We start from the raw sequence: 26793 nt of genomic DNA on the forward strand, positions 1-26793 counted from the left end.
AATTTTTTAAAAGTTTCTTAGTCTTTTTTGAACTAAACTATCAAATAAGCTCGTATTGATCACAAAAATAAACCAACCTATTTTTTCTTTTTTTATAAAGTATGGATTTTTTATAAATGAAAAAAGACTAAAGCAGAATTCTGATTTTAATCTTTTTAACTCTTCTCTACTATTAGGTACTTCATTTTTTGCTTTGTAATAATACCTAAAAAATAATGGTATATAACTATACTCAGCTTTTTTTTGTAGATCAAACTGATTTATTGTCATAAAAAAGTTGACTCTTTCTTTATATGCTTTAATAAAGTCTAGATGTTTAATACAAAATTCGGCCTGTGTAATGCTATTTTTTCTTTGTAAATAAAAGTGTAATTGTATAGGTATGTATGTTATCTTCGAGCTTTTATAAAGTAATTGATGAGCGATAAATTCATCTTCGTGGATTTTGTTTTCTTCAAACTCTAAATTGTCAAACAAGTGTTTTTTGAACAATTTATTCCAAACAACGACAAATTTGACTCCTTTATTTCCGTATAATTCGTTTAAAGCTTCTATGTTCGTATAATGTTCTTCTTTATATCGAAGATTAGGTTCATCTGAGTTGAGTACATCTCCTTCATTTACTTTTAAATAGTCACAAATCACAATATCTGATGAATATTGCTTTGCATTACTATGCAAGACTTCATACATTTTTAAATGGATGAAATCATCGCTATCCACAAATGCAATATACTTTCCTTTTGCTATTTTAAGACCAGCATTCCTCGCTGATGATAAACCACCATTTTCTTTATGAATCACTTTTACTCGTTGATCGGTGGACGCATAGTCATCACAGATTTTCGGACAATTATCAGGCGATCCATCATTTACTAGTATTAGTTCAAAATCCTTAAATGTCTGCCCTAGTATTGAATCGATACATTTATTAAGATAATTTTCTACCTTATATACAGGAACGATTATTGAAATTTCACAAGCCATTCAATGTCACCCTATTCTAAAATTACGATATTCTAGAGATAATTTCTTCCTCATACTTAATGTCATTGATTCCATGAACATCAGTACCTTCGGGAACTTCACCTACATATTTATTTTTAATTGCTTCCTTTTCTACAGCTTTATTTAAAAACCATTCATATTCGATATCAATATGGCCAATATCAATTGCATGATAGCCATAGTTAGCCAAGTCATAAGCTAATACCGTAGCTGTAGGTCCAAGAGCAATTAATACTAGTTTTGACTTATCGTGTTTTATTACCTCTTCAAATATTTGATCATACTTTGCAAATGCGTCGGTAGCTGGACATAAAATTCTTTTTATTGATTTGGTATTATCGAACAAATTATTTCCAATCCCTAGTCTACTTTGCTCGCCTTCGATCATAATGACCTCTTTTTGATGCCACAGCTTTTTAAAAGTCTTAAACCTAAACTCAGCCTGACTTTTATCCTTATAGTCTATATAAAGGCGAGTGACCAATGAATCATAATAGACCTTGTTCTTTTGTAGTAGTTTATAGATCTTATATCGATTTAAATTTAAGTAACGGGTCCAATAATTTCTTGATTTGTCTGTACACCAGTCAACACTTTTAAAAACATTTGGAATAAAGACTTCATGATTTTCTTGATTACTTTTGATAATTTCCCTTAATCTCAGGCTTAACTCCTCTGAATATGGCTGAAATCTTAAGCTTTTTCCGTTCATTAAATTGAATTCACCATCGCCATACCTACTTATAGAACATTTATTTTGAACAATTAGGCTTAAACTTTCATCGGTTGTTTTTATAGAAGGTTGTCTAGAAAATAAAAAAACCATTCCATTAAATAGGGTGGTAATCTGTTCAATACTTCTTATTTTTATTTTCGAACCTAACACATACATTTTTCGGTATATGCTCATCCTCTTTTTCTCCTTGATAGGAAATTAATTATTAACTTATACAAAATAGGGTGAATGCGTGTTGCAAATAATAATATTTTTACATTTGTAACATACTCTTTTAGTTTGATTGTTTCGGTGAAGTAATTGTTTAAAATCTCGGTTACTTTTTTGTATTCATTTTGATATACAATATGATTTGGATCTAGTGATATTGTGTTTAAAACAGCCATAGCATTATTAGCCAGTTTTAATGTTATGATTGGTTTTAGTTCCGGATAGTATTGACTTACATAACGATAGATGTCGTCGTAAATCAGTACTGCATCAATACTTTTATTCTTTACTGCCAGATCCATTGTGCTATTTTCACGCTTAATATAGTGATATTTTGGTTCACCTATATAGCATACTTTTTCACTCTCATTAATTACTTTATAAGTAAATGCAGTATCCTCATACATAATCCCTTCTGGAAATCTAAGGTTTTCCAAAAGCTTTCTTTTCATTAATTTCGACCAAACAACTTCATCATATAGTGCACCTTCAAATAATGCCTTCATTGCTTGACTTCGATTATGAATTGTTAATGGCTCTGATCCATTTACGATTGTTTTGTCGTTATAATGAACGATACTCGTACAGTTTGCAATATCACAGTCATTCTCAATACAAATATTATAAAGTAGTTCATACATATCCGGTTCAATCCAGTCATCACTATCTACAAATCCTATATAATCGCCTTTAGCAATGTTTAAAGCAGCATTTCTAGCACTTGCTTGCCCGCCATTTTTCTTATGAATTACTTTTATTCGATTATCCTTTTTAGCATACTCATCGCATATTATTCCGCACTGATCGGGTGATCCATCATCGACAAGGATAAGTTCAAAGTCAGTTAGCGTTTGAACTAAGATTGAATCCACACATTTATGTATATATGGCTCTACTTTATACACAGGAACAATAATACTTATTTTGGGATTCATTTGTTCACTATCCTTTCCATTATTAATATTTTACGAATATTAGAGTATGTTCTTAAAAGGTAATTTAATCCCCACATATAATTCGTAAATATAAAGTTAAACTTGTTAATATTTAACTTCGAAGTCTTAACTATAGGATAAAATTTCTTTAAATTTGGATTTACTAAAAATTCTCGGTAACTTATTAAGATTTTGTTTTTTAAATCATTTCTATATTTCTTATTTGGATCAATTTCTTTATTGTTAAGTAGTTTTTGATAAAAAAATAAAATACGAGTAAAAAAATAAGATTCTGATAAAGTAAGTAATGATTGTTCACTAACTCGTTCCCGTATAAAATGAAATCTCTCTTCGTCACACTCTAAGCCATCTAAGTTCCTTAAAGTGAATTTTTCTTGTTTTGACATTGTACTCTCGTTTCTTTGTACGTAATAATATTTACTTGTACCAATAAATACGTATTTCTTTACCAAATAATATATTTTAAATGCTAAAAAGCCATCTTCATATAACTTATTTGGAAATCTAAGATCATCAAAGATTTCTTTTTTGTACAACTTATTACAAACTGAATTCCTGTATCCATTGTTTAATAGTCCTTTTAAAGCGAATATATTATCACCAATTTCAACTTGATTATTATTTTGAATTTGTTCTACCTTATTTCCATTTACAATTTTTATGCCGCACTCAACAACATCTGCCTCAAATTTCATTGCATTCTCAATTAATGATTCAAACATATCACTTTCAACATAGTCATCACTATCAACAAATCCTATATAATCGCCCTTTGCTATATCTAATCCCATGTTTCTAGCGCTGGCCTGCCCACCATTTTCTTTATGAATTACTTTAATTCTATTATCTTTAGAAGCATAAAGTTCACAAATTTCCCCACTTTTATCTGGTGATCCATCGTTAACTAGAATTAATTCGAAATCAGCAAACGTCTGATCCAATAATGAATTTATACACTTATGAAGATAGGGTTCTACTTTATATACAGGAACAATAATACTCATTTTTGGATTCATTAATTTCACTCCATCTTATCCGATATATTGATATAACTTATCTATTTCAGAAGTAGTATCTACAATTTCGTTTAATAGATTTCTAGATAAATCCTCACTTTTTCCAGGATTATTAATTAAATATGTTATTTTTTCAAATAACTCATCTTGGTCAAATTTGACAATTAACCCATCGTAATTATCAGTAATTTGCTCATTTGCACCTGTAAAATTTGTAGTAACGATTGGTTTATGTAAACACCTAGCTTCAGCTAAAGTAAGACAGAAACCTTCGTGTCTAGAAGTTTGTACATAAAGATCAGCATTCGCTACATACGGGTATGGATTTTGTTTTGCACCTAATAGGATAAAATTGGATTCTAACCCAAGTTTATGAATTAATGCCTCGTACTCCTTGCGATCCTCACCTTCACCAATGCAATACCATCTCACGTTGTATCCATTTTCAATTAATTTTGATAATACCTTTATAGCCATATCTTGACCCTTTTCCATGGAGAGCCTTCCAACCGTCAAAATTTTTATTCCTATGAAACTATTATCAAAGTCAACCTCTGCTAAAGACATATTATTAATGACACTTGATGAAAGTATATTTTTAAATACTTCTGTTTTATTTACATCTTGTGGTAATTTTTCAATTAGCCTTTTCTTTGCTTCCTCTGAAACAACAAAGATCTTATCGAACTTTTTATGAAGCTTTTTATATAATTTCGTATTGATTAGATGTTTTGAAACATCGAAGTGAACCCATGACACCTTTTTTTTAGCAGTTACTCTGTTGGCGATATAATAATCAATGATGTCAGTAGGACCTTGATATGCTATAGCTACATCATACAAAGTTAAATCTTTTGGAACATCCTTAAAAATATGATGATAATAAATATTTCGATCTGAAGTTTTTTTTGAAATTAGGTATTTACTTAAAAAAGATAGCATTTTTACGTATTGCTTATTATGAAAGTAATCTTTCAAAGTTTTGTGTGGAGGTTGTAATATAATATCTTTAATTGTGGTAAACCATGTAGCTTCTACTACATTAACCCAATCTGGGATATTCCCAAAAAATCCCCCTTTTTTCTCTAAGAGTAGGAGCGTAATATCATATTTATCTTTTGGAATTACTGATAATAATGATAGAAGAGATTTCTCCACACCGCCTATATTCATACTACTAAGCATAAATAAAACTTTTTTCTTCATATTTCACCCCAAAAATGAGTATTAAAAAACCAAAATATCTATCTAGATGACTAATGAGGTAAATTTGTTATACATTGAGTAAGTTCAACTTCTCTATTTCCTTTGTAGTATCTACGGATTCTTTTTTTAAATTTATTTTTATTTCATTTCTTAAAATCTCATTATCTAGTAATTCTTTCACTGCCTTATACATTTCCTCTACATCAAAATTAACAATTAAGCCTGTTTCCCGATTTTTGAGCTGTTCGTTTGCACCAGTAAAATTCGTTGTAATGATTGGATTATTAAAGCATCTTGCCTCAGAAAGAGTAATGCAATATCCTTCGTGGCGCGATGGCTGCACATATAGATCGCATTGCCTCATATAAGGATATGGATTTATTTTCGTACCTAATAAAATAAAGTCTTCCGAAACATTATACTCATCTATTAATTTGAGATATTCTACCTTACCTTCTCCATCTCCAATGCAATACCATTTAACATTGTATCCAGCTTTCTTTAGCTTCGATAATACTTTGATTGCTAAATCCTGCCCCTTTTCAATTGAAAGTCTTCCAACTGTTAGAATTTTTATTCCTTTAAAATCTTCATCAAATCCTGACTCTTTTTCCGCCATCTTTTCAATTAAACTTGAAGAAATAATATTTCCGAATGTATTTATTTTGTTTTTTATTCCAGATAACTTCTCTATAAGTTTTTCTTTTCCTTCATTTGATACAACGAAAATTTGATCAAACTTCTTATATAGATTTATAGCAAACTTGTTATTAAAAGAAATTTTAGTTACATCAAAATGAATCCACTGAACTTTCTTTTTGGCGTTTATTTTGTGCATAACAAAATAGCTTATTAACTCCATTGGACCTGCATAAGCTACTGCTATATCATATTCTTTTTCAAATTTGCGATAATCTTTTAATACATATTTAAAGTATGAACTTCTATCTTTCATAATCTTTGAAAGTAAGTGATAAAAGATTAAATTAATAGCGCGAACCGGTTTACCATCTTTTAATATTTCCATAGCTTCGAATAATGGAGGATTATTTAGTAAAGCTTTTATTTTTTCGTAATCTTTTACATATTCAATTTGAATATTACTTGGTAATTCATTTAAAAAACCACCAAACTCTTCTAACATAAGTACAATGATTTCGTATTCATCTTCATTCATCTCAGATAACATATTTAGTAGTGCTTTTTCAGTTCCACCAATATTCATATTAATTATCATAAATAATATCTTTATTTTCATAGGCTTCACTCTCTCTCTTCTTACATTAACCTATTAACTCATAAAATTTTTCTAATTCTTCGACATTGCCTTTTTTCTCCACTCGCAAGAATTTTACTATATTCTCTTTCAGTTCATTATCCGTGATTAATTTCAATATCCCGTTTGTAACACCTTCAGCCGTCATATCTACAACTAAACCATTTTTCCCATCAATCATTTGACTATAAACTGCGTCAAACCTAGTTGTAACTATAGGAATATTTAGCATACGTGCTTCAGCAATTGCAAGACCAAATCCTTCAAACTTCGATGTTTGAACATAAAGATCAGCATCTTTTATATATGGATAAGGGTTTGATTTTACCCCTAACAAGATAAAGTTTGTATGTAACTGATGATCCTCAATATACTTTTCAATTTCTTGTTGTAACGGTCCCATTCCTAATACATACCATCTAAAGTCAATGCCCTTTTCTTTCAGATTTTTGCAAGCTTCTAAAGCAAGATCATAACCTTTTTGTTGGGCCAACCTACCAATCGTTAAAATTTTAATGCCATTAAAATTATCTTGATAACTATCTCCACTTAATGCCATTTGGTTAATAAATTCTGGATTATTTATATCAAAAATAACCTCCATTTTACTGGAACAACTAGGAAAGGTCTTTATGAAGATTTCACGTGTAGAATTTGATACAGCTACAATTTTTTTATATTGATCATAAAACGGTTCTTGAAAATTCCTTTCATGATCAGTTAAATGATAGCTTACGTTTACCCATGCGTATTTTTCCTTTGCTATAACTTTATCAGCGACGTAAAAAGTAGGAATACCTTGTGCATAACTTATTGCAATATCATATACTTTTTCATTTTTCTCGATCACATTGGAAACACTTTCCCAAAATATTCTTGCTTCTTCCGCTATACTATAGTTTTTTCTCCTTATTTCAAAGGAATACTTTAGCCTTGAAAATAGCATATCAAATTTAAATTTCTTTAATGAGTTGATAACTGAGTCAGTCATACTTAGCTCAGTAAATTTGGTGTATTTAAGGGGGGGTAAAATATTTACATCCTTAGGAACAAGCTTCTCGAATTCACCACCGTGTGCAAATAACATTAGATCAACGGAGTATTCTTCTAGATTTAATAAATTCAATAGTGTAGTTAAACTTTTTTCCGCTCCTGCTATGTGTAAGGAATCAATTACAAAGAGTATATTTTTTTTCACTAGAAAAACCTCCCTTATACAGGTTTATATTTAAGCAAAAGCTGTCGCAAATTATATTAAGCTATAAAGTTTGTTTAGTTCATTTAAATTACTAAAAACTGTATCTTTACAATTGGTTACTAATTGCTCTCTCATTCGGGAATCCAAGTAAAGTTTTTCAATACCATCTGCAATACCCTGGACTGAGAGCTCACAGATTGAACCATCAAATCCATCTTTTACTTGGCTTTTAGCTGTTGGATAATTTGTTATAATAACCGGCTTCGAAAGAACTTGCGCTTCGACCACTGTAACTGCTTTTCCCTCATACCTTGATGGTTGTACGTATAAATCAGCTTCTTTTATAAATGGGTAGGGATTTATTTTTTTTCCTAAAAGAATAAACTGATCCGTTAAATTATTTTCCTCTATCAAATCTTTAATTTGTTGTTCGTCGCCCCCGTAACCGACTACATACCAACATATGTTTTTGTATCCTCGATCATTTAACATTTTCAGTGCTTTAACCGCGGAATCAATTCCTTTTGCGTATGAAAGTCTGGCCACAGTTATAATTTTAAATCTTGCATCTTCCACCATTGGATTATCGGCTTCTTCATTTGCTAATGTGTTAATCAATTCTGGAGTTGTAATGTTTTCCATTACGATGACTCGGTCCTCTAATTCTGAATATTTACTTATGAATGCATGTTTGCATTCATCTGAGACTGCTACGATATAATTGAACTTACTCCACAATTTCACATCTAATTCAATGTCTGTTTCCACTGTTGAAAAATCTGTATGAATCCATGCAATTTTGATCTTGGCATCTACTTTCTCCGCTACAAAGTAATGTGGCCATAGGTAACTAATTGCCACATCATATTTCTTATTTAGCTTTGGTAGAAAAGGAACTGAATACTTCCACATATATTGCATTTGTTTATATCCATTTTCGGAAGAGTGATTTTTATTTGCCAAGTACTTTGCTAACAGTCTAGAAAACGCAAGACTTAATTGCCCACTTTTTATGACATCTAGGACTGGCATCCGAAATGTCTTATATGCCTTACTTTCCGCGAGTAGATTTGCCTTATTAGGCAAAAGCTTCATAAATTCACCTGTATGACTATAAAGCATTAAATCAACTGTGTAACTCTTAAAATCAAAGTTATTTAACATACTGATTAGGCTTCTCTCAACTCCTCCAATCTCTAGATCAAAGGATGCCACTAATATATTCTTCTTCATTTAGTTCACCTGTCGAATATTGGTAAATAGCCAATAAATTTGATATTCCTTTAGAAACCGAATATCCTTCCGTTTCGAATCCATTAATTATTCGGTTAATATTGCCTTCCTTATTCCGAGAATTCATTAATATTGTATTTGCCCAAAGCTCTGGTCCTTCGCTTAACATGCGCTGTTCTACTAGTCCGATATTTAAGTTTGCCTCAGGCTGTACTGCTTCAGATACAATACAAGGTATACCACATGCTTGCGCCTCTAAAAGAACAAGTCCTAATCCCTCGTACAAAGATGGAAAAACAAATAAATCCATACTATGTAATAGCGTTGGTATGTCTTCCCTAATACCTACAAATTTAATATTCTCATCGATTCCAAACTTTTTAACTTCTTCTTCAATACCTACTCTTAATTCCCCATCACCGACTAATAACAAGGAAATGTTTTTTTGTTTTTTTAAAATGTTCTTCATTATCTCAATTAAAAACAAGTGATTTTTTGCATCCATGAACCTACCGATATGACCAATTACAAAACTATTTTCTAAATCTGCTTCTTCTTTGAATTTCTTCACTTCTTTTAATGGCGGTTCTAGAAATTTTGTATAGTCTATTACATTCGGATAATAGGAATATCTTGTTTTTACTAATTCTTTCTCTCCAAATAAATATCGTCCGGCACCATTACTACATGCCAACAATTTTGTTGAAGTTACATTGATGAGTTTTCGCATTATTCCTTTATAGATTGTTCTAATTAAAGATTGATTAGTATCTAAAGTTGTATGTGCATGTGATATTCTAATCTTTACACCTGCTAATTGAGCCGCTAAATTGGCTATACCACAATTAAATAAAGTATGTGCATGAACTACATCATACGGACCGTACTTTTTAATCGCAGTATAAACTTCTTTTACTGAGTATGTTTTTACCAATCTTATAATACGTCCGCCTAATCTTTCTATTTCTTCGTCATAGTGTGCTTCTTTTTGACTATAAGAAATAAAATCAAATTGAATTTTGGTCCGATCTATATTTCGATATATATTCATTAGCATTGTTTCGGTCCCTGCTCTATTCATTGCACCAACAACATGAAGGACCTTTAAGGGCTTTGTTTTATCCATACATAACTCCCTTTAGCATTTCTTATCAATGATTTTTAGAATTCTTCCATTTTACAAATTCAAATACCTTTTTATATTCTCTTAACTCTTCTCTTCCAATGCCAATTTCAACTAATTCCTTTATAAGATCAATATAGTCATTTTCGAGTTTATTATTTTCTATATTAGTCCCCAGTAATGTTCTAAATTCAACTCCTAATACCTTCGAAATCTTTTCTACAACTTGAATAGACGGATTATCGTTTAATTCACGCTCAATATTGCTTAAATAAGACTTAGAAATATTAGCTTTTTCTGCAAGTTCTGATAAAGTAAGTCCCTTTTTGATACGAATTTCCTGAATGTTTTTTCCTATCATTTTTGGCACCTCAGCTGTTCTGTCATAGAATGCCCTCCCTACAAGCTACTTTATAAAATAATTTTTTGATACAGCTTATTACTCTACTTTGATCGTCCAACGATAGATTCGATCCTGAAGGTAAACAAATTCCAGTTTCGAACAATCTCTCTGCAACATGGTTATTTTCTTCATTAGGATAATAACGAACTCCTTTGAATAGGGGTTGCAAATGTAATGGCTTCCACACTGGTCTTGCTTCAATATTTTCCTCTTCTAATGCATCTAATAAATTATTTACTGATAGATTAGATTCTTCTTCTTTAATCGTTAATGCTGTAAGCCATCGGTTACTGCGTGTATTTGCTAACTCTGGCATAAAAGTTAGACCTGGTAAATCTTTTAGTTCTTCAAAATAGCGTTGAAAAATCCTTCTTCTAGCTTCAATTCGCTCCTCTAATACTTGCAATTGAGCTCTACCAACCCCTGCCAAAATATTACTCATCCTATAATTGTAACCAGCTACACTATGTTGGTAATGTCGCGCTTGATCCCTAGCTTGAGTGGCTAAAAATCTTGCTCTTTGTATTAACTCAGTATTATTTGAGACAAGTGCTCCGCCACCAGATGTCGTGATAATTTTATTTCCATTAAAGGAAAAAATACTAAAATGACCAAAAGTACCACTAACTCTTCCTTTATAAGTAGAACCAAGTGATTCAGCCGCATCTTCAATAATAGGTATATTATACCTGGAGCATAACGATTGAATTTCATCCATTTTTGCAACTTGTCCATATAGATTAACAACGATAACAGCCTTAGGAAGAGTTCCTTCTAAATATGAGTCATGCAATGCTCTTTCAAGTGCTTTTGGTGACATATTCCATGTATCAGGCTCCGAGTCTATAAAGATCGGTTCGGCTCCTTGATAAATTATTGGGTTAGCACTAGCCACAAAGGTAAGACTGGAACAAAATACCTTATCGCCTTTTGTGACATTTAATAAAGAAAGAGCCAAATGAATTGCAGCTGTTCCTGAACTAACAACTAACGCCCCATTGGCTCCTATATAATCAATAATATCTTTTTCAAATCCATCAACATTGGGTCCAAGTGGTGCGATCCAATTCGTATTAAATGCATCCTGTATATATTTTATCTCCTCTCCGCTCATATGGGGGGGAGATAAATAAATTCTTGATAAGGTCAACTCACTTACCACCTTTTCGAAAAATTTAATCTACAAATTTCAATTTTTAATAATTCTAGCTGGGCAGCCTACTACTGTACTAAGTGGTGAAATATTGTGAATAACCGTTGAACCCGCACCTACAATTGACCAACACCCTACTTTAATACCGGGAATAATAGTAGCTGATGCTCCGATATGTGCACCTTCTTCTACTAACACGTTTCCTGTTAAAGTAGCATTTGGAGAGACATGCGTATAGTCTCCGATTTGATTATCATGTTCAATGATTGCTCCAGTATTAATTACACAATGATCGCCTATTTGCGCTTCTGCATTAATAACTGCATTTGGCATGACCACTGTTCCGTATCCAATTCTAGTCGAAGTGCTAACAATTGCTGAAGGATGAATAACTGTTAAGTATTGTTCTTTTTTAATATCCATTGAAGTAACTATATTTTTTCTAAGCTTGTTATCTCCTATTGCAATCACTACTTTAGCTTCTTGATCTAGAAATTTTTTTAAAGAATCAAATGGAGCATATATAATTCCATTCTCACGTTTTTCAACTTTATATTTGTCATCTAATATAGCAACAATTTCATTTCCCTTTATCGAGTAGATGATGTCTTGGACAACTTTGCTATGTCCCCCATTACCTAAAATAATTACCTTCATACTACATCACTTCATTAGAACCAGTGAATTTTTCCATTGTCACTTGCCCCTCCTGTGAAATTCCTTCTTTCTTTATAACCTTAATAGCTGTTTTAATTAGGATTTTCAAATCTAAAAGGAGACTATTATTTTTCACATACCATACGTCCATTTTAAATTTCTCCTCCCATGTAAGTGAATTCCGTCCATTTACTTGGGCCCAACCTGTTATCCCAGGTTTTACATTATGCCTTAGCATCTGTTCTTCTGTATATAAAGATAGATATTCCATTAAAAATGGTCTTGGTCCAACTAAACTCATATCCCCTTTAACCACGTTTATTAACTGTGGAAACTCATCAATACTATACTTTCTTAAAAACTTCCCGAAAGCAGTTAAACGTAATTCATCCGATAAAAGGTTTCCTCCTGCATCATGCAAATCACTCATTGTTCGGAATTTATACAAGTAAAATGGTTTACCATTTAAACCAGGGCGCTCTTGAGTAAATAGTATAGGAGCACCCATTTTTAATCTAACAAAAATTGCTACAACTACTAGAGGTAGCAATAGCAACAGCAATATTATCATTGAACATACTAAATCTATGACTCTTTTCATTTTTAGTCTACTCCTAAAAATTAATTACTTCATTTCTACTAAATTGTTTGTGCTAATCATAATGATCGTATTTTTCATATCATTTATAAAATCAATCGTATTTAATTCATTCGAATGGCTTCCTCTATAGTAAAAGAGTTTTAGAATATCTATTAATTGTTGTTGTGATAAATTAATTGATTCCATTTTTTCCTCCCAAACCAAAAAAACACTGCATTATTGCACTGTTACTTGTTCAATCCCTTCAGTATATCCGTTCGGATTATTTTTTTGCCATCTCCATGTATCCTCACACATTAAATGAATTCCCTTTGTAGCTGTAAAGCCAAGTTTTTGCATAGCCTTTGTTGGATTCGCATAACAAACTGCCGCATCACCAGGACGTCTTTCTTTAATTCTATATGGTATCTTTTTACCAGATGCTATTTCAAAAGCTTCAATCATTTCTAGAACACTATAGCCATTGCCTGTACCAATGTTATATGCTTCAATTCCAGTGTTGTTTTCTAGGTTTTTTAGTGCATTCATATGACCAATTGCTAAATCTACCACATGAATATAGTCCCTCACACCTGTGCCGTCTTTTGTTGGATAATCATTTCCAAAAATAGTTAATTGCTCCAATTTACCTACTGCTACTTGTGAAATGAATGGCATTAAGTTATTCGGAACTCCATTTGGGTCTTCGCCAATTAAGCCACTATGATGTGCACCGATTGGATTAAAATATCTCAATAATGCTATCCTCCAAGTATGGTCTGATTCGTATAAGTCCTTAAGGAATTCCTCAATCATAAGCTTAGTTCGTCCGTATGGATTAGAAGCGCCTAAGTCACTACTTTCTAATATCGGTGATTCATTCTTTGAACCATAGACTGTGGCAGAAGAACTAAAAACAAGTTTTTTTACTTCATATTTTCTCATCATTTCGCAAAGATTAATCGTTCCTGTAATATTGTTATAATAGTATTCAATAGGATTTTGGACTGATTCACCTACAGCTTTAAGCCCGGCAAAATGGATAACAGCCGATATCCTATTCTGAGAAAATATATTTTCTAACTCATCTCTATTTAATAGGTCAATATTATATGTTTTAAATGACTTACCCGTTATCTCTGACACCCTTTTTAATGCTTCTGGCTTACTATTTGAAAAATTATCTAGAACAATAATTTCATTGCCACTCTGTAACAGCTCTACGATTGTGTGACTCCCAATATATCCTGCTCCACCAGTTACAAGAATTGCCATTTATTTTTCCTCCTATAAAAGACTAAAAAATAATCACTTTTACCAGTTTAAATTAATATAATCGCTGAAATATTGTATTTGCAGACTAATTACATTTTCATAGTAATAATAAAAAAAGTAGCAAATTAGTATGCCATAATAGATTAACTTTTGATCTCTTACTCGAAATAATTTCACAATCCATGAAATTAAAATTAGCTGATAAAAACTAAAATAAATTGAAATTCTTGCAAAGATCCAATTTTGCGTTGAAATAAGCATAAAGACAAATCCAAGTAAAGCCATATTGACAACAATATCACTCTTTGGATTCATTTCTCTTAACCTCTCTCTTCCCACAAAAGCAATTAAAAGTGGAATTGCTGTTACTGCAACCCTAATAATGCTAGCTCCACCTTCTTGAAAGTTTTTATAGACTGCATACTGGGTATCTTGAATAGCGTTAAACAAATAAGTTGAAAGTTGATTAAATCCAATTATGAATACGATTGAAAATAATAATAGAGCGATTGTTACTTTTGACCATGCCTTAAAGCGCACAAGAAAATAAATTGGAATTAAAATAAGTGCAGTTTGATGAAATAAAGAAGCAAATAAAATAACGAGTAGATAGCGTTTAAAGCTACCTTCAAGCAATAGCCGTATACCTGCAAAAGCTATGGATGCAGCAAGTACTTGTCTGATTCCATTCATAGAGACCAGAAACAAACCACCAGTAATATATACATAAACGCTCAATTCAAAAATTCTTGAATAATTATACAAAGTAAAAATAACTAATACATTTGTGATAATCGCTGTTGTAATTAACAATATTTGAGGATTTGAAGAAAAATATTTTAAAATCATTTGCAGAATGCCGAATCCAATATCCTTAGACTCTAAAATATAGTTCCATGTAAAGTCATGTCTTTTATAGATATCCACATATGCATATGTGTCCCCGATATTTGATCTAAGTCCCGATACGCAAACTAGAGTTACTAATACAACAAATGCCAACGTTTTATTAGGTTTTATATAGACCGATGATAATGTTGCGGTGCTAGATATGCTAACCCTTGAGGTTACCCGTGCCATGAATGAAAAAACAAATACAATTGCTAAATTGAACCAAAATATAGTCATACCAATATCCTTCCAAAAAACAAAACCACTTTTTAGGCGGCTTTTGTTTTTGTCGTAATATAAATATATAAAGTTATCCCAAATGGAATCGCCAAGATTGTTAAACCTTTTTTAGGCGTCTCGTCTAAAAAACTCCAGTTTCTACTCATAATGCTACTAGAAACATAATGAATGGCTTGTCTGAATTTAAACAACTGACTTGCAAATGGCAATTTCATCATTTCTTTTCGATAAAATGCAAATCCATTCGGATTTTTAATATATTGACTTAACATATTTAAAGATGATCCATCTGCAAGATACTCTACATAGCATAAAGTTTCATTCATTAATAGCATTTCGTATTGTTTATCAAGCATGTGATATTTGTATGCTAGACCAACATAACGTTCATTTTTAAATAGTGGATATGGAAATTTTTTTGTTAACTCTGTTCGATATACAAGTTTTTTATCACCAGTTACTCCAAATTTATTATATAAATCAAATAATCTAGACTGTTTTCTATTAACCGGTAACTTTGTACCAATAATTTTTCCATCTGAATATGCATCTAGACCAATAATTCCACTCACATGATCGTTACCAAATTGATTCCAGTGCTTAATAATTTTTTCAACCGCATCTAAAGGCATATAATCATCTGAATCAATACAAACATTAAGTTCTGTGACAATTTTCTGGTAAGCGGTATTATGAGCACCATGCATTCCTTGGTTTTTCTGCCAATAATACATAATTTCAATTTTATTTTCTTCGATCCAACCTTCAACTAATTCTTTAGTATTGTCAGTTGAACCATCATCAATAATTAACCAGATAAATTCTTTGCAAGTTTGATTCTTTAAACTCTCGTAACATTTGTGAAGGCAGTATGCTCGATTAAATGTTGGAGTAAATACAGTTAATTTCTTCATATCCTACCTCCCTAACGAGATATATGTCTTTTGGGTATTCTCCGCTGTTATGCGAATATCATATCCTTTTTGGATCAATGCACTTCCCGCATTTCCTCTTTTAAAATTTCTTTTTGCTTCTTTCAAGATTTTCTCAACCCATTTTTCACTGTCATTTAATGAACAGTATTGAATTAGTCCCATCCCCATATCAACTTCTGTTGTAATCGTATCTGAAATAATACAAGTTAAACCTGCACCTTGTGCTTCTATTAACGTTACAGGTAAACCTTCGTGTAAAGATGGGAAAACAAATACATCCATTGCTTGTAAAAGTTTATAAATATCATCTCTAATACCAAGTAACTTTACATTTTTCTCTATTTGAAGTTCTTTTATTTTCGATTCTATTTTTGCTTGAAGGGAACCTCCTCCAACTAAGATTAGAACTGCACTCGGCATTTCTTTTAATAGTGAAGCAAAAATTTCTAGTAAAAAGAGATGATTTTTTTGTTGATTAAATCTTCCAACATGGCCAAGTACAAATGCTTTGTCCGAGATATCTAACTGATCCCTAATTTGTTTTCTTAAATTTAATGAGAATTGAAACCTCTCACTTTCAATTCCATTTTTTAAGATTAGTGATTCACTTGAACGTTTAGTAAATAACCACCTACTTGCTGACTCCGAACAAGCAAATAAATGGGTAGCATTGGGCTCAATGTATTTACCCGCATACCATTTATAAACCTGTGAAGCCAACCCACCTTCACTTTTTGTATTATGGCTGTGGGCAATTCTCGTGGGTATATTAGCTTTTTTTGCAGCTCTTAAAACTAAGCCACTCATTTTATCCATATGAGAATGTACGATTTTATAATTAGGATTTAGCCTAAAAAATTTATCTAGTTTTCTTATATAACCTATATGACCAACGTCCGTTATATATGGAATTCTATGAATCTTTCCACCCATGGCAATTATTTCAGAGTCATATGCCCCCTCTTTACACGTTAAAAAATCGAACTGTATTTTCGTTCGATCAATATTACGATACAAATTCATTATTAATGTTTCCGCGCCACCTCTGTTCATATTAACAACGGTATGTAAGATTCTTAAAGGGTCGCCCACATTGTATCCTCCATTTCCTTCATATAGCTCTTATATACCTCACTTTTTTCCAATATTACTTTATCAATGCTATATTTTCTCATAATGATCTTTCTACTATTGGCCCCAAGCCTCTCTTTGAGACCCTTTCTTTCGGCAAGGTCTTTTATAGCGCTTGAGAAACCAGTGGAGTCATTACTCTTTACAAGCCATCCATTTTTGTTATTAATTACAAGCTCTCTATGCCCTCGGTTATCTACTGCTATAATCGGTAAGCCACAAGACATGGCCTCCATTATATTGACCGGCAAACCTTCACGTAGACTAGACCCAACTGCAACGTCACACATAGGTAGGATTTCTTTAATATCCTTTCTAAAACCTAAAAACTCTACCATATGTGAAATTCCAAGTTGATTTGCTAACTGTTTACATTCATTTAGTAAAGCACCTTCCCCAGCAAGTAGAAGTTTTACATTCAACAATTCATCTTTCATTAGTGCCAATGAATTAAGTAGAAATTGTTGATTTTTATTTTTATTAAATTCTGCTGCATAAAAAAGCAAAAAGTCATCTGGTTGATATCCAAACGACTCTCTTACTACCTTTTTATTTAATTCATCAATTGGCTTAAAATCCTCTGTATCAATTCCAACCCCATGGATATGTACGATTCTTTTAATATTAAAACTTCTATTTGATAACTCATAATCTTCTTTATTAATCGTTATTAAACAATCTGATAGGGGTGCCATGAATTTTTCAATTGGATAATATAATAGCCAGTTTAATATAGGTGCACCCTTACAAAAATGGAATCCATGTGCTGTGTAAATCAATTTTGTTGTTCCTTTAGCCCTGGACTTACGAGCCGCAAGGCGAGCAAGTATCCCACCCATAGGAGTATGGCAATGTATGATCTCATAATTATTTTCATCTATTATATTTTTAAGGTCTTTTAGTGCCCTTATATTTTTAAAATTAAAAGGCGATCTTTGAATAGGTAGATTAAACTTTTTGTCGACATAATGAATATTGTTTTCTCCATTAGCAGCAATATGTACTTCCCAGCCATTATCCTTGAACCACTTTATATATGGCATATGAAATGCCGTAAAATGATAATCCACAGTTGCACAAAAGAGCACCTTTTTTTTCATCTTTTTCACCTATCAACGTTATTTTCTAATCATTTGACCCGCTAATTAATTCTTTTTTCATTAGTTCCGTTAAATAATCTAGAACACTATGTCTCAAGTCCTCCCTTTTAAGAGCAAACTCAAGAGTCGTTTTAATAAAACCTAATTTCTCGCCTACATCGTATCGAGTTCCTTCAAATTCATAAGCATAGACTGCTTCTTGTTTGTTAAGTTCAGCAATTGCATCAGTCAGTTGAATTTCATTTCCAGCCCCTGGTTTCTGATTACTTAAAATATCAAATATTCTCGGCGTTAGTATATAGCGGCCTAAAATCGCTAAGTTTGAAGGAGCTTCTTCTTGCTTTGGTTTTTCTACTAAACTATGAACATTATAAAAATGATTATCTATTAAACTCCCGTCAACAATTCCGTATCTAGAAACCTCAGCTTCATTTACAGTTTGTACACCTAATATAGAAGCATTATATCGATTAAATTGCCCAATCATCTGCTTTAAACATGGTGTATCGGCTTTAACAATATCATCGCCCAATAACACTGCAAATGGTTCATCACCTATAAATTTGCGTGCACACCAAATCGCATGACCTAAGCCCCTTGGTTCTTTTTGGCGAATATAATGAATGTCTACCATCTTTGATGATTTCTGAACCTCTGATAATAATTCAAATTTACCTTTTTCTAATAGATTTTGTTCTAATTCAAATGAATTATCAAAATGATCTTCAATCGCTCTTTTACCTTTTCCAGTTACAATAATAATATCCTCAATTCCTGATTCAATGGCTTCTTCAACTATATACTGAATAGTAGGCTTATCTACAATTGGCAACATCTCTTTTGGCATTGCTTTTGTTGCCGGTAGAAATCTAGTTCCTAATCCAGCAGCAGGTATTATGGCTTTTTTAATTTTCATTTTTTTCTCCCTTAATTTAAAATTGGTGTTGTAGCGTTCGTTTGAGAAATAACTTTATTATTAGCCAAATTTAATAATCTCTCTCTGAGGTCGTCCTTCTCTAAATCTGAAAAGTTATCAATAATTTCATGTATTTCACTTATATGCAAATCCGTTGTTTTTCCAATATAAATCTTCGGATAAATTTGTTCTTCATGAATTTCTTCTTCTTTTAATAATTCCTCAAATAGCTTCTCTCCCGGTCTCATTCCTGAGAATTCAATCTCTATATCCTCAAGTGAATTACCTGATAATAAAATTAAATTTCTAGCAAGATCTACTATTTTTACTGGATCGCCCATGTCTAATACGAAGATTTCGCCGCCCTTTGCTAATGCCCCTGCTTGTATCACTAGCCTAGATGCCTCGGGAATCGTCATGAAATAACGCACCATATCTGGGTGAGTAACAGTGACAGGGCCTCCATTTTCAATTTGCTTTTTAAAAAGTGGAATAACACTCCCTCTACTACCTAGCACATTTCCAAATCGAACTGCTACAAATTTGGTATCACTATTTTTATCCATATCTTGAATAATCATTTCTGCAAGTTTTTTTGTTGAACCCATTACACTCGTTGGATTGACAGCTTTATCAGTTGAAATCATGACAAATGTTTTTACACAATGCCAGCTAGCTGCTTTTGCAACATTCATAGTACCAATTACATTATTTTTAATTGCTGCCTCCGGATTTCGCTCCATTAAAGGTACATGCTTGTGTGCTGCTGCATGGTAGACAACATCCGGATTATATTGTTCCATAATTGACATCATTTTCTTTTCGTCTTGTAAATCAGCAATCTCTGTTATAAATTCAATGCTAGAATCCTTAAAACTATTCTTTAATTCCATTTCAATTGAATAAATGCTATTTTCACCATGGCCAAGTAAAATTAATTGTTTTGGATTAAAGTTAGAAATTTGTCGTGAAATTTCCGAACCGATTGATCCTCCCGCTCCTGTAACTAATACAACATTATTTGTAATTGATTCAGAAATGCTGCCCATATCCATTACAACAGGATCCCTTCCTAATAAGTCCTCTACTTGAACATCACGGAATTGATTGACTGAAACCTTACCAGTAATTAGATCTTCTAACATAGGTAGTATTTTAGTACTAGCGTTTGTTTTAGAGCATTCCTGAAAGATAATATTTAACTCCTTTTTATGTAACGAAGGAATTGCAATAATAATATTTTCAATTGAATATTTACTTACAACACTTTCAATTTTTTCAACCCCACCTAAAACAGGAATTCCTAGTATATCTAAGTGATGTTTTTTTACGTTATCATCTATAAAAGCAACAGGATGGAGATGACTATAATTATCGTTGCTCTTTAAAAGCTGTCTTGCAACCATAGTGCCTGCTGCGCCAGCACCAATAATTAGGGTTCTCTTCTTAATAATATTTTTTCTAACGAGTGAATCTCGATATAACCTCCAAGTAAATCTTGAACCACCTATTAATATCATATGAAGTAACCAAGCGACCGCAAATAACCTGAAATATGTTTTTTGCATAATCATTTGCTGGATAATTAAAGATGTAACTATTGAAGACGTTACAATATTAAAGATAATAATTATTTCACCTATACTTGCATATTCCCATGCCTTTTTATAAAGTTTAAAAATTAAAGAAAAAATATGATGGCTTAATAAAAGAAAAAGTGAACTTATAAAAACAGGTTTAATAAAAATATCAATTGTTGCGTCTACCAAAAATCGACTAATAAAAATGGATGTGAGTGCAATACATGAATCAATAATTATAAATAGAGATAATCTTTGCCTATAAGTCACTTGAATGCTCCTCTCATAAACCATCCTACGTTATATAATTCAAGCTTTTTTCTACCATCGTCATTTATTTTATTATTTGGTAATCCGTTAGTTTCATCTAGCCGTTCAAATTGTTGAATGATTCTAATTCTATTCTTTAGTGTTTTAGGTAGCCTATCCTTATTTTTCATATTCACATCCCCATACTGTATTAATAAAGTGCTTATTTTTGCACTCTTTTAAAAAAAGCACATAAATAAACACTTTATATAAAAAACGGGCATTCAACCCACCCTCACACCACACTCTTGACGACTTGCGTCTAAGGTATATTTCAACCCACAGCATGATCGAGTGCCTACATTGATAAAGGAAAGTAGACATTACCTAAACTATTCTATCAAACATCGTTCTTAATTAAGAACAAAACAGTAAAAATTTTACTTACTTTTCATTTATAATTGCACCGATCAATCGGCCATGTGATAGCTCAATTACTCTACTAGCCTCACTCGTCTTCTCTATTTCAGTTTTACCACGGTTAAGTACTAAAACTACACCATCACATTGATTTGCAAGTACTCTTGTCTCTGTATAGTCTAATATTGATGGTGAATCAATTAGTACAATATCATAAGAGGTAATCAATTTTTTAAATAACTCTTTTACCGATGAATTCGCCAAAAGTTCTACAGGATTAAAGTTAATTGTGCCACTAGTCAATACATCCAAATTTTCAAAATCTGTACTTGTTACTACATCTTTAAGCTCTATACGTTTTGTTAACAAATCTGTTAAGCCAACATTGTTCTGTAATTTAAAAATTGTATGTATTGAGGCTTCCCTTAAATTAGCATCGATCAATAAGACTTTTTCTTTCTGCTGGGCCATCGATACAGCTAAATTAGCGCTAATTGTTGAATTTCCTTCACCTTTACCAGTTGAAGTAATTAAGAGGATTTTATTTTTGATTTCCTCAGTTAAAAAGTGTAAATTTATACGTATTGTTCGAAATTGGTCAGATATAATTGAATTTGGATTTGTAAACGTTACTAGATTTCTTTTTTTAAAGGCTGTGTTTTGTTTTCTTTTATTAAATATCAACATTCTCACCTTCATTTTTTAATAATTTATATTTCTTTTTCTCAGTTAGTAACTTTTTCTTATTCATATTTGGAACAACGCCAATTACAGGTACCCCTAGGATTTCTTCGACTTCGCTTCGTCTTTTAATTGTTTGATCTAAAGAATCCATTAAAAATACTAATGCAATACTAATAACGATCCCCATAACAAATGCAAAAATAATGACTTTATTACTTTGCTGATTAATTGGCAATGAGGCTGCCTCTGCTGGGGTTAACAATTGAACATTTTTAAAATTTAATAGATTACTAACTTCATCTTTAAATGATTTTGCAGTTTCGTTCGCAATATTTTTAGCAATAGTTGAATCGGTATCTTGTACTGTAATACTAAAAATAGTTGAATCACCTATTCTTTGCACGTCTAATTTTTTTGCTAGAGTGTCTTTAGAAATATTAAGGTGTAAATTATTAATTACTCTTGCCAAAACAGTTGGATCATTAATCATAACTGCTAACGTACTTAAATCATCCTTTGAATTAATCATTATTCTAGTAGAAGACTCATACACAGGAACATAATTGTTATAAAATTTCTGATATAGGTAACCAACTGATGTAGTTAATATAGTAAAAACAATAATAATCCAAAATCGACTTTTAATTACATCAAAATATTCCTTTATATCAATTTCCTTAGGCCTTACACTATTCATCCATTCACCTTCACTTTTTAGTATTTTTTACTTGATATAAAACATGACGAAAGATTCTATATAACGAACAACGTTTTAATAAGCTACCAAAAATAGTATGTACGCATATAATTATGCATAATAAGTACTCTTATGACTAACTAAAATCTGAAAATTAGGGTAATTATGAACTTAATTTTAATTCTTTATAATGAACTAGTCAATAATATTTTCGCTCCAATTTATACCTATTTTACTACACTTTAATAATAGTAGATTCTAGTAAATTAATTATAAATTCCTAGTAAATTTATTGTTAATAAATTATGTTTAGTACTAAACATAAGAACAAAGATGTTCTTTTAAATGAACATTTACCATACTAAATTACTAGGAAAAATTAGTTTTTTTTAATAATCTTCCATTTACTTACTAGATAGTTTCACCATCTTTTATGCTTTCTCTTAATTAGTACAAGCAATTTGGACTGAAATAAATATACTACTCCTATAAATATACTAATTTATAAGGAGTGTCATGTTATTTGGCAATTAGTAGTCCAAAGATTAATAGTTTACCTGTTGTAACAAGTATCAACGCAAGCTCCTATACTGTAAGTGGTAGCGGAATTGCAAATGCTACTATTTATTTAACGTTTAAAGATCCTAACAAAAATACGATTTCTACTACTGTTAAAGCAACTTCAAGCGGTACCTTTTCTACAAAATTTAATCTCATTACTCTAAAAGATGGCCAATTAAATTTGGAAGCTTATCAAAAAGATACAAAAGGTAATACAAGTGGAAAGGTTAATAAGACTGTTTTAAAAGATACCGTTGGTCCAACGATTCTTTTAAGTGTCTCAAATATTACTTTACAAAATCAAAGTGCTTATCCAGTAAATGGAAAAGTGGAAGCAAACCAAAAAGTAACAGTAACTGTTAGTGATGGTATTCATAGTCCACTCTCTAAAGTAACTACATCTGATACAAGTGGCAATTTTTCAGTATTATTTAATATGAGTTCTTTAAATAATGGAAGTATTACAATCACTGCTGTCTCGAATGATCAATATGGCAATCAATCTACGAGTTCCACAGTTGTCACAAAAGATACTACGGTTGTATCTCCTCCAGCTGGAGTATATGAACTAACTTCGCAAGAAAGAACTAGATGGGGAATTTATAATGATAATTCTCATCCTATTGAAACTACAAATGGATTTAACCAGGCATTACAGTGGGCAACTAGTAACGGATACACTACCTTTCATGTATTAGGTGGTACGTACTTGATAGCTAAGGGCGTTGAAGATAAAGATCATAATGCTCAAATTAATATGGTAAGTAATATGACATTTTTAATGGATAGTGATACGGTTCTTCAAAAGGAAACAAATAAATGGGAACAATACGCTATTATTTCGCTAAGTAAAGACATTGTGAATGTGACTATAAAAGGTGGGACCTTGAAAGGTGACCGATATACTCACGATTACACTTATGTTGGTCCTTACACTTCAGGTACGCATGAGTGGGGATTTGGAATCATAACAGAGGGAGCAAGTAATGTCATTATTGATGGTGTTATTTTTACAGATTTTACCGGTGATGGTGTTCAAGCCGGTGGTACAACAGTCACAGGCGAATCGATTGATTCAACCAACCTAGAATTAGGTGGATTAGATGCAAATGGAAACCCTATTAGCCAATCAGGAAAAATTCGCACTAAACCTTATACGCTTAGTGATCCAGCGTATCAAAATCCTCATTTTAGAAATATTATGATGTGGAATCCTGAAGGTGTATCCGGGAAATACGATTTATATTATTATCGCTCAGATGGAAGTTTAATTAAAACTGATAAAGATCAAGATTTCAATTCATCTTTTGGATATTCTAAGATTCCAGATGACGCGGTTAAATGGCGTGCTGTTTTTAATGCTACAAGTACAGCAAATGTTGGTGTTCAAATGATGTCCGTTGCTGTTACAGAAAATTTATTGATACAAAATTGCAATATCGGCAATAACCGTCGACAAGGCATAAGTTTAGTAGGCACTGATGGTGTCAAAATACTCAATAATAAAATACACGATATAAGTGGAGTCGCTCCTGGAAGTGGAGTTGATTTAGAGCCTGGATTTTACCCGGGTATAAATACGGAGATAAGCGGAAATGAATTTTTAAATAATAAAATTCATATGGTACTCTCTTATGGTGGCCATGCAATAGCAAATAATAACTACTTTGGTCCTGATGCTGCTTTTGCTTCAACTAGCTGGGGTGGCGTTTCTGCTTCTAATAACACCTTTGACAATTCTTCATTTGTAAGTTCTGACGGCTCTTCTAATATTACTTTTACAAATAACAAACTAACAAAAAGTGGAGCAGTTTTTGACGGTGGAGAAAATATAATTGTTGATGGTCTTGTTGGTGTTGATTCAGATATCAGCTTTACTCAGACTGTTGAAAACGGCATAAGCGCATCCAATATTTCTCTTACATCTTCTGGACAAGATTCAGAATTACATGGTTTTGCTATATGGGGAGACAAGCCAATAACGTTAAGTACTATTTATCTAGAAGGAAACAATGGTCTAAGTGGCAATGGACTCGCTTCGAATGTATACTCGAATGTTACATTTAATAATACTACTGAATCTCGATTAGCTTCTGGAAACTATAACAATCTAATTGTTACAAATGGAAAGATCAATTTCTATCCTGGAAAAGTAACTATTAATCAGGGACAGTTTAAAAATAGTACTGTCATACTTGATAATGACAATGGATATCCAAATGTTACTATATCAAGCTCAACATTCGACTTCGATAAATCTGTATCAGGTAACATTATTTTAGTAAATAATGCAACAAGTTTTTCCTTTCTTAACAATACAATAAATGATAGTGTAACAACTTCTGCAGATCATCCAATCATTCAAATCGGCCGTGACGCATGGAAAAATTCTCCTACTCAAGTTAAAGGAGCAGTAATTAAAGGAAACAAAATAACATCCAAAATAAAAAGGGTTGGAATTGACACAACTAACGGTGGTATCGGTGCGCCTCCTTATGATATTGAAGACAACACATTAATCAATAATACACTTGCATTAACATCTAAAGATATTAACAAAAACAATACAGTCACTTAAAAAAATAGTTGAAACAATAGGTGCGTTAATTATTTATTAAAGTAAAATTCAACTACTATTAATTTATCTGATATTACTATACAAAAATATTCATTCTAACGATTACACATATTACTTCATACACAGTTTAAAACTTTCTACAAAGTAAGTTCTAGTTATGGATAGGTGGTTGAATCTATAATGGTCTAATCAATTTGTTTAAACGGATTGATTAGACTTACATATAAGCGTTTAATTATAAGAAGCATAATTGTTTAGCAAATGTATTTTCATATCATGAATTAATCGTTAAATAGACAGTCTTAAATTGTTAATTTAGGGGATTCTACTTATATCTTATTTTGAAAGGAAGCTACTAAATGGAACAAACTCTTTATGAAAAATATGGTGGAGAAGAAACAGTTGGAAAAGTAGTAGATTATTTTTACGATGAATTAGTCCTAAAAGATGAAACAGTTAATCATTTCTTTGATCAAACGGATATGGACAAGCAACGTCGTCACCAAACAAAGTTTATTAGTTTTGCTTTAGGTGGACCTAACAAATATACTGGCAAATCCATGTCAAAAGCTCATGAAGGAATGAATATTCAACCCGAACATTTTAATGCAATTGCTACCCATCTCCATGATGCACTAGCTCACTTCGGGGTATGCGAAACAGACATCGATCAAGCCCTAACAAAGGTTGAATCACTGAGAGATGACATACAATATAAATAATAGTTCAATAAAAGCTACTATCTATGATAGTAGCTTTTACAGAGTGTTGAAATATAAAA

26 protein-coding genes are annotated in these 26793 nt (G+C 31.7%); 2 read left to right on the forward strand and 24 right to left on the reverse strand.

Annotation, left to right across the window (positions count from 1 at the left end; translation table 11 throughout):
- Positions 1 to 6 precede the first annotated feature (6 nt).
- The 24 genes from COE53_RS20840 to COE53_RS20945 form a co-directional block, all read right to left on the reverse strand.
- Positions 7 to 987, reverse strand: coding sequence for a glycosyltransferase family 2 protein (locus COE53_RS20840; protein WP_069033785.1), 981 nt, complete (start codon positions 985 to 987; stop codon positions 7 to 9).
- 22 nt (positions 988 to 1009) lie between these two features.
- Positions 1010 to 1918, reverse strand: a complete 909-nt coding sequence (locus COE53_RS20845) for an SP_1767 family glycosyltransferase (protein WP_069033784.1) — start codon at positions 1916 to 1918, stop codon at positions 1010 to 1012.
- Entirely contained in the window at positions 1915 to 2889 is a 975-nt protein-coding gene (locus tag COE53_RS20850) for a glycosyltransferase family 2 protein (RefSeq protein ID WP_069033783.1), read from the reverse strand. The genes COE53_RS20845 and COE53_RS20850 overlap by 4 nt, the downstream gene beginning before the upstream one ends.
- The gene (locus COE53_RS20855; protein WP_069033782.1) at positions 2886 to 3926 is read right to left on the reverse strand and encodes a glycosyltransferase family 2 protein; all 1041 of its coding nucleotides are present in this window, start codon (positions 3924 to 3926) and stop codon (positions 2886 to 2888) included. The genes COE53_RS20850 and COE53_RS20855 overlap by 4 nt, the downstream gene beginning before the upstream one ends.
- Positions 3927 to 3941: 15 nt before the next feature.
- Positions 3942 to 5132, reverse strand: a complete 1191-nt coding sequence (locus COE53_RS20860) for a glycosyltransferase (RefSeq protein WP_069033781.1) — start codon at positions 5130 to 5132, stop codon at positions 3942 to 3944.
- Between the two features lie 67 nt (positions 5133 to 5199).
- Positions 5200 to 6390: a glycosyltransferase gene (locus tag COE53_RS20865; RefSeq protein ID WP_069033780.1), complete on the reverse strand. Its 1191-nt coding sequence runs from the start codon at positions 6388 to 6390 to the stop codon at positions 5200 to 5202.
- 25 nt (positions 6391 to 6415) lie between these two features.
- A complete protein-coding gene (locus COE53_RS20870; protein WP_069033779.1) occupies positions 6416 to 7606 on the reverse strand; it encodes a glycosyltransferase in 1191 nt (396 codons plus the stop codon).
- A gap of 51 nt (positions 7607 to 7657) precedes the next feature.
- Positions 7658 to 8839, reverse strand: a complete 1182-nt coding sequence (locus COE53_RS20875; protein ID WP_069033778.1) for a glycosyltransferase — start codon at positions 8837 to 8839, stop codon at positions 7658 to 7660.
- Positions 8808 to 9965, reverse strand: coding sequence for a glycosyltransferase family 1 protein (locus COE53_RS20880; protein WP_098948657.1), 1158 nt, complete (start codon positions 9963 to 9965; stop codon positions 8808 to 8810). The genes COE53_RS20875 and COE53_RS20880 overlap by 32 nt, the downstream gene beginning before the upstream one ends.
- Before the next feature lie 25 nt (positions 9966 to 9990).
- Positions 9991 to 10323 carry a helix-turn-helix domain-containing protein gene (locus tag COE53_RS20885; RefSeq protein WP_069033776.1) on the reverse strand — a complete coding sequence of 111 codons (333 nt, stop codon included), beginning with the start codon at positions 10321 to 10323 and terminating at the stop codon, positions 9991 to 9993.
- A gap of 22 nt (positions 10324 to 10345) precedes the next feature.
- Positions 10346 to 11479: a DegT/DnrJ/EryC1/StrS family aminotransferase gene (locus tag COE53_RS20890; protein WP_098948666.1), complete on the reverse strand. Its 1134-nt coding sequence runs from the start codon at positions 11477 to 11479 to the stop codon at positions 10346 to 10348.
- Positions 11480 to 11554: 75 nt separating this feature from the next.
- Complete coding sequence (locus COE53_RS20895) at positions 11555 to 12175, reverse strand: acetyltransferase (protein WP_069033775.1); 621 nt, start codon at positions 12173 to 12175, stop codon at positions 11555 to 11557.
- Position 12176: 1 nt separating this feature from the next.
- The gene (locus COE53_RS20900) at positions 12177 to 12776 is read right to left on the reverse strand and encodes a sugar transferase (protein ID WP_098948658.1); all 600 of its coding nucleotides are present in this window, start codon (positions 12774 to 12776) and stop codon (positions 12177 to 12179) included.
- A 24-nt stretch (positions 12777 to 12800) separates the two neighbouring features.
- The gene (locus tag COE53_RS24150) at positions 12801 to 12962 is read right to left on the reverse strand and encodes a YwzD family small protein (RefSeq protein ID WP_175495615.1); all 162 of its coding nucleotides are present in this window, start codon (positions 12960 to 12962) and stop codon (positions 12801 to 12803) included.
- Between the two features lie 30 nt (positions 12963 to 12992).
- Positions 12993 to 14030, reverse strand: coding sequence for a UDP-glucose 4-epimerase GalE (gene galE, locus COE53_RS20905; RefSeq protein WP_069033773.1), 1038 nt, complete (start codon positions 14028 to 14030; stop codon positions 12993 to 12995).
- Between the two features lie 39 nt (positions 14031 to 14069).
- The gene (locus COE53_RS20910) at positions 14070 to 15158 is read right to left on the reverse strand and encodes an EpsG family protein (RefSeq protein ID WP_098948659.1); all 1089 of its coding nucleotides are present in this window, start codon (positions 15156 to 15158) and stop codon (positions 14070 to 14072) included.
- Between the two features lie 32 nt (positions 15159 to 15190).
- Positions 15191 to 16075 carry a glycosyltransferase family 2 protein gene (locus tag COE53_RS20915; RefSeq protein WP_069033771.1) on the reverse strand — a complete coding sequence of 295 codons (885 nt, stop codon included), beginning with the start codon at positions 16073 to 16075 and terminating at the stop codon, positions 15191 to 15193.
- 3 nt (positions 16076 to 16078) lie between these two features.
- A complete protein-coding gene (locus COE53_RS20920; RefSeq protein WP_098948660.1) occupies positions 16079 to 17188 on the reverse strand; it encodes a glycosyltransferase family 1 protein in 1110 nt (369 codons plus the stop codon).
- Complete coding sequence (locus tag COE53_RS20925; RefSeq protein ID WP_069033769.1) at positions 17173 to 18327, reverse strand: glycosyltransferase family 4 protein; 1155 nt, start codon at positions 18325 to 18327, stop codon at positions 17173 to 17175. The genes COE53_RS20920 and COE53_RS20925 overlap by 16 nt, the downstream gene beginning before the upstream one ends.
- 25 nt (positions 18328 to 18352) lie before the next feature.
- Positions 18353 to 19243: a UTP--glucose-1-phosphate uridylyltransferase GalU gene (gene galU / locus COE53_RS20930; protein WP_069033768.1), complete on the reverse strand. Its 891-nt coding sequence runs from the start codon at positions 19241 to 19243 to the stop codon at positions 18353 to 18355.
- An 11-nt stretch (positions 19244 to 19254) separates the two neighbouring features.
- Positions 19255 to 21093, reverse strand: a complete 1839-nt coding sequence (locus COE53_RS20935) for a polysaccharide biosynthesis protein (RefSeq protein WP_098948661.1) — start codon at positions 21091 to 21093, stop codon at positions 19255 to 19257.
- Positions 21090 to 21263, reverse strand: a complete 174-nt coding sequence (locus COE53_RS24155) for a hypothetical protein (RefSeq protein ID WP_180242465.1) — start codon at positions 21261 to 21263, stop codon at positions 21090 to 21092. The genes COE53_RS20935 and COE53_RS24155 overlap by 4 nt, the downstream gene beginning before the upstream one ends.
- A 253-nt stretch (positions 21264 to 21516) precedes the next feature.
- Positions 21517 to 22179 carry a CpsD/CapB family tyrosine-protein kinase gene (locus tag COE53_RS20940; RefSeq protein WP_286162611.1) on the reverse strand — a complete coding sequence of 221 codons (663 nt, stop codon included), beginning with the start codon at positions 22177 to 22179 and terminating at the stop codon, positions 21517 to 21519.
- Positions 22166 to 22873, reverse strand: a complete 708-nt coding sequence (locus COE53_RS20945) for a YveK family protein (protein ID WP_098948663.1) — start codon at positions 22871 to 22873, stop codon at positions 22166 to 22168. Before COE53_RS20945 ends, COE53_RS20940 begins: the two co-directional genes overlap by 14 nt.
- A gap of 523 nt (positions 22874 to 23396) precedes the next feature.
- Here COE53_RS20945 and COE53_RS20950 point away from each other — a divergent pair.
- Entirely contained in the window at positions 23397 to 26012 is a 2616-nt protein-coding gene (locus tag COE53_RS20950; protein WP_098948664.1) for a right-handed parallel beta-helix repeat-containing protein, read from the forward strand.
- Between the two features lie 359 nt (positions 26013 to 26371).
- Positions 26372 to 26734, forward strand: coding sequence for a group I truncated hemoglobin (locus COE53_RS20955; RefSeq protein ID WP_098948665.1), 363 nt, complete (start codon positions 26372 to 26374; stop codon positions 26732 to 26734).
- Positions 26735 to 26793 lie beyond the last annotated feature (59 nt).

It is taken from the genome of Bacillus sp. AFS029533 (assembly GCF_002585125.1).
GTDB classification, from domain to species: Bacteria; Bacillota; Bacilli; order Bacillales; family Bacillaceae_G; genus Gottfriedia; species Gottfriedia luciferensis_B.